Annotated in this window: 5 protein-coding genes and 2 pseudogenes (2 of these 7 cut by a window edge); 3 read left to right on the forward strand and 4 right to left on the reverse strand. The window is 38.2% G+C overall.

Going from position 1 to position 5,000, the window contains the following annotated elements; all coding sequences use genetic code 11:
* The 3 genes and pseudogenes from lepA to LEP1GSC062_RS17420 form a co-directional block, all read left to right on the forward strand.
* Window positions 1-515: the 3' portion of a translation elongation factor 4 gene (gene lepA, locus LEP1GSC062_RS17410; RefSeq protein ID WP_010578261.1), read on the forward strand. 1,291 nt of this gene lie to the left of the window's left edge; the window shows 515 of its 1,806 coding nt (coding positions 1,292-1,806); its start codon lies off the left edge, out of view; it ends in the stop codon at window positions 513-515.
* A 68-nt stretch (window positions 516-583) separates the two neighbouring features.
* Window positions 584-1,078, forward strand: a complete 495-nt coding sequence (locus tag LEP1GSC062_RS17415) for a DUF1640 domain-containing protein (protein ID WP_020985019.1) — start codon at window positions 584-586, stop codon at window positions 1,076-1,078.
* Between the two features lie 35 nt (window positions 1,079-1,113).
* A pseudogene (locus LEP1GSC062_RS17420) lies at window positions 1,114-2,048 on the forward strand (1-aminocyclopropane-1-carboxylate deaminase).
* Between the two features lie 651 nt (window positions 2,049-2,699).
* On the opposite strand, the pseudogene LEP1GSC062_RS17425 reads toward LEP1GSC062_RS17420, so the two are convergent.
* The 4 genes and pseudogenes from LEP1GSC062_RS17425 to LEP1GSC062_RS17440 all read right to left on the reverse strand — a co-directional run.
* A pseudogene (locus tag LEP1GSC062_RS17425) lies at window positions 2,700-3,086 on the reverse strand (hypothetical protein); the annotation flags it as partial.
* 72 nt (window positions 3,087-3,158) lie between these two features.
* Window positions 3,159-3,518, reverse strand: a complete 360-nt coding sequence (locus LEP1GSC062_RS17430) for a hypothetical protein (protein ID WP_020984828.1) — start codon at window positions 3,516-3,518, stop codon at window positions 3,159-3,161.
* A 364-nt stretch (window positions 3,519-3,882) separates the two neighbouring features.
* Complete coding sequence (locus LEP1GSC062_RS17435) at window positions 3,883-4,614, reverse strand: succinate dehydrogenase/fumarate reductase iron-sulfur subunit (RefSeq protein WP_010578257.1); 732 nt, start codon at window positions 4,612-4,614, stop codon at window positions 3,883-3,885.
* Window positions 4,614-5,000, reverse strand: partial view of a fumarate reductase/succinate dehydrogenase flavoprotein subunit gene (locus LEP1GSC062_RS17440; protein ID WP_004280262.1) — the 3' portion only. It continues 1,527 nt past the right edge of the window; the window shows 387 of its 1,914 coding nt (coding positions 1,528-1,914); the start codon falls outside the window, past its right edge — the gene reads right to left on this strand; it ends in the stop codon at window positions 4,614-4,616. Before LEP1GSC062_RS17440 ends, LEP1GSC062_RS17435 begins: the two co-directional genes overlap by 1 nt.

Raw genomic sequence — 5,000 nt, forward strand, 5'->3', positions numbered from 1 at the left:
GGATTGGGTTGGATACTGTCTATCTCACTCAGGATAAGGTTCAATTGACTTACGAACTTCCTCTTGCGGAACTTATTTTCGAATTTTATGATAAACTCAAGTCTTTTACGAGGGGCTACGCTTCTTTGGACTACGAGCCTTCCGGTTATAAGGTTTCTCAACTCGTGAAAATGGATATTCTCGTAAACGGAGAACCTGTGGACGCTCTTTCTATGATCGTTCATAGGACAAAAGCGGAGCAGAGGGGACGGGAAATCATCGAAAAGTTGAAGGATTTGATTCCAAGGCATCAGTTTATGATTCCGATTCAGGCTGCCGTCGGAGGAAAAATTCTCGCAAGAGAAAGTATCTCCGCACTTCGTAAAAACGTTACCGCAAAGTGCTACGGCGGGGATATTACTCGTAAGAAAAAACTTTTAGAAAAACAAAAAGAAGGAAAGAAACGAATGAAGCAGATTGGAAACGTGGAAATTCCTCAAGAAGCCTTCTTGGCCGTTTTGAAAACGAGCAATTAAGATTTTTCTAATTTCTTTTTCAAGAAAAAAGCTTGATTCGCTTTTGATTTTTGGTTTCATTTCTTCTCATGGACTTTTCTTTTCTTCCTGTTTACGCTCTTCTGCTGTCGGTAGTCGTAGGTTTTGGTTCCCTTTTCGGCTTCCTCCGTATCTTTTGGAAAGATATCAAATCAGAGTTTAAAGAACTCAAATTGGAATTAAAATCTGAAATTCAAGAAGTTCGTTCCGAGGCAAAAACAGAAAATCAAAGTTTAAGAACGGAATTGGTTCAATTGCACTCTGAGATTCATGAATTGCGTTCTGAGCTTAAATCCGATATCCATGAATTGCGCTCTGAACTTAAATCCGATATCCATGAATTGCGCTCTGAATTTAAATCCGATATCCATGAATTGCGCTCTGAATTTAAATCCGATATCCATGAATTGCGCTCTGAATTTAAATCCGATATCCAAAGAGTGGATAAGAATGTTTTCTATCTTAGGAAGAGAATGGATGTTTTAGTCGATAGTTTTGCTCTGCGATTTCTGAACACGGCTTCCTCGTCACCGAAACAAATTTAAATTCTTTTTCAGATTTCTTCCTAAGAATTAACTTTTTGCATTCTCTCCAAGTTTATTTTCGATCGTGTCTTTCTCCTATTTACATTCAAACCGTTTTTAAAATTCGAGAGAGTGAGCTTTCCATCCTAAAGGACGATCGACTCGCTTTCGGAATGGGAACCAAGTTTCGAAAATTTCTGGGAATTCATTTCGCCTTAGAAAAAAAGAATATTCGGAACGTGGTTTTGCAAGGAGAATTGCACAGTAACGCGTTAGCGGCCTTTGCCTTTTTGTTTTGTAATTTCGGATATCAGGTCCGTACAATTTGTTATACAAGAGATCAAAATAAGACCAGCGCTAATTCTATTTTTGTAAGAAGGAATTCACATTTCCTAAAAGAGTATAATTCCAGATTGGAATGGAAGAAGAAAGTTTTTGAAATTGAGTCTGAAGTTGCTGAGGAATTCGAGATGATAAAAAATACGGATGAGAACGAAGTTTTGATTCCGGAATACGGTTTTTGTCGGGGTGCGTTGCATGGGTTGGATTCTCTCTGGGAGCAAATTCCGATTGAACGATACGATCGTCTCGCGATCGATATCGGATCGGGAGTGACTTGGTTGTCCGCAAATCGTTTTTTTCAAAATCGAATTCCTGTGATAGGCGTTTGTATCGGACTTCCAAAAAAAAGATGCTTGGTTGGTTGAATGAAAAGAAAATGTTTCTGGATCTAAAAACGATAGAGATTGATGAAAATCAAATTATCGATCCGAAGATTAGGGTAGGGTTTGGGTCAAGAAATATAGAAATTTTAGAGTATTGTAAATCGTTTTATGAAAAATATGAAATTCCGATTGAGCCGATTTATTCCGGAAAAACGTTGTATGCGGTCGAAACTTTGATCCGAAACGGGCAATGGAAGGAACGTACCCTTTATTTACATCAAGGCGGTCTTTGGAATTTTTTGGATTCTTTTAAATCGAAATCTTAAAAGAACAATATGTGTTTTGTTTATAGCGGTTGCGTCAAAATTTAAAAAAATCAGTTTATAGTCGACTCAGTTAAAATGAGCTTGATCTAAGATTTTGGTTTCACAGTTAAATTTTATGCTATTGAATTTAGAAATCAGGGAAGAACTATAAAGTTTTCTTGTGTTACAAAGGCTGCTTAATGCCGTATTGGATTTTGTTACAAATGGAATTATAGATATTTAATATGAATTTTATGTAAAAAAATTAAAAATGGTTCTTAAAAAGTATGAGTTCCCGCATTTTGTTAGCGACTGGCCGTCTTTATAATCTTAACGCGTATAATGTTCTTTTTTGTCAGAAATGAAGTGAACCAAACATTCCTAAATCCTTTAAGCTTTGTTGGTCTCTCACCGTCTTGAATTTCTTTCTTCGTATATATTCTTTTCATCGAATTCTCAAAATTACTGGTTGACGCGTTTGGATATTCGATCTGTTAGATTTCTGGGTGAAAGATTTTTTCAAATTCCTGTTCCAGATACTCAAATCCGAAAGTAGCTTTCAATAGGTTTTGCTCCTTTGCCTTTCATTCTGAGAATACATTTTGTAAGCCTGCTTCAATTCTTTTGAATATTTTCTGGAATGTTCTACTTTCATTTTGAAAGTGGATTTTGTTAAATTTTCTTTTCTTCAGAATGTAACAAAGAAACGATTTTAAGAAATTGTTCGGATTGAAATCTTGGAAAAATTTTTAAAATTTGTTCTTTGACTTCTTTGGAGCTGGATCGAAAAATTTGAATCAAAGGTTCGTAGTCACTGATTCTAAAACCATAACTAAGAAGGTCGCCTATCGAATCTAAAATTGAAATTTTTTCATCTTCATTTTGAGTCTGATTGAATTTGGAAATCAAAGAATAATATCTATTTTCTTTTAACTTGTTATTGAAAGGAACTCCTTTGGTAACAAGCAGGGCAAAGATATCTAGGTTTAAAATGGCTTTCGGAAAATAACTCCAGACTGTCTGGGGAAGATTTTTGATCTTTAGAATTTCTTTTTTACTGATCTCTACATAAAGGAGTACCGCCAATTTTAGCACAAATCCTCGTTTAGACGCAGAATTTTGGACACTCTATTATGTAGGGATGTATGGGTTTAGAAGTTTTTTTCCTTCAGATAAGTCGAATCGATTTGTGTCGATCGGCAAGATTGAGTTACGCACATCCATGTTCCATCCTCCTACTTTAACAAAGTATAGAGGTGCTTCTTTTTCAAGAAGATCGTTGGATACTCGCCAGGCCTGAAGTTTTTCATGATCCGCATCATGAAAAAAATGTTCGTAACCTTCTATGGACCGATCTCCAAACCCATATGCTTGAGATCCGACGTATGTATATCTTTCTTTTTCTTGAAAGTTGTTGAATGATTTTTTCACCTCATATTCCATTCCTTTTTGAAACGGGATTCCGAGATTATGGAAGGAATCAGAATTCATATGATAAGAACCGCTCCGAAACAAGTAGGGAAACCTTGCAGTTTACGATTTTTGATAAAGTAAAATTATTTGGAATGCGCTGTAAATTCAAACTATGCTTGATAAAAATCGGCGAAACAATCTTGAAACTGGAGTTCATACTGAAGAGTTGAATTTACATTTTCAGCAGTCGATCTTTTTAGGATATTTTAATCTCGTTGTGCTTTTGGAGAGTGGATTTGACATTTCTTGAAAACGAAAATGGTTTGTTTCAATCAATTGGGAGATATTTACGTAGGAAACAAATTCTCCGTCTTTTCGCACCTTCAACCCAGTTTTTTGGTTCTGGGTTGGGGGCAGAAATGTTTTTTTCGAAAAAAGAATTCTAAGAAAGAATATAATCCCGGTTTAATGTCCGGATAAAATCTCTCTTGATTGATTTCGGGCAAACCGCTTCGCACTCGTATTGGTTTGTGCAGTTTCCAAAACCTTCCTTGTCCATCGCGTTGATCATCTTTTTTACGCGCTCCTTTTGTTCCACTTTGCCTTGTGGTAAAAGGCCGAGATGAGTGATCTTTGCAGAAACGAACAACATTGCACTTGCGTTTTTGCAGGAAGCGACACAAGCGCCGCACCCGATACAAGTTGCCGCGTCCATCGCTACGTCCGCATCTACTTTAGAAATCGGGTTTGCATTTGCGTCGGGAGCTCCGCCCGTATTCACGCTGATAAAACCTCCGGCCTGGATGATTCTATCAAACGCAGTCCTATCGACTACAAGATCTTTGATGACCGGGAAAGCTTTGGCTCTCCACGGTTCGATGTAAATTGTATCTCCGTTCTTGAAGGAGCGCATGTGCAACTGGCAGGAAGTGACTCCTTGATGAGGTCCGTGAGCTTGGCCGTTGATCATCAGATTGCAGGAGCCACAGATTCCTTCGCGGCAATCGTGTTCGAAAGCGATAGGGTCTTCTCCTTTGGTGATGAGTTCTTCGTTGACTACGTCGAGCATCTCTAAAAAGGACATGTTCGGGGAAATGTCTTTCGCATCGTAGTCTACAATCTTTCCCTTTGTTTCTCCGCTTTTTTGTCTCCAGACTTTGAGCTTCAGATCCATTATTTATAACTCCTTGTAGCGAGGTGAACGTTTTCGAACTCCAGTTTTTCCCTGTGTTCGGTCGGTTTTTTACCGATTCCGTTGAATTCCCAAGCGGTCGCGTGGCAGAACTTATCGTCGTTTCGTTTCGCTTCTCCTTCTTCTTGGTGTTCTTCTCGGAAATGGCCTCCACAGGATTCTTCCCGAGTCAGCGCATCTAAGCAAAGAAGTTCGGCGAATTCCAGAAAGTCTGCGACTCTTCCTGCTTTTTCCAGGGATTGATTGAGTTCGGTTCCGCTTCCGGGAACATTTACGTTTTTCCAAAATTCTTCCCGGATATTAGGGATTTCGGATAACGCTTCTTTTAAACCTTTATCATTACGCGCCATTCCGCATTTGTCCCACAT

The organism is Leptospira alexanderi serovar Manhao 3 str. L 60 (genome assembly GCF_000243815.2).
In the GTDB taxonomy this organism is placed as follows: domain Bacteria; phylum Spirochaetota; class Leptospiria; order Leptospirales; family Leptospiraceae; genus Leptospira; species Leptospira alexanderi.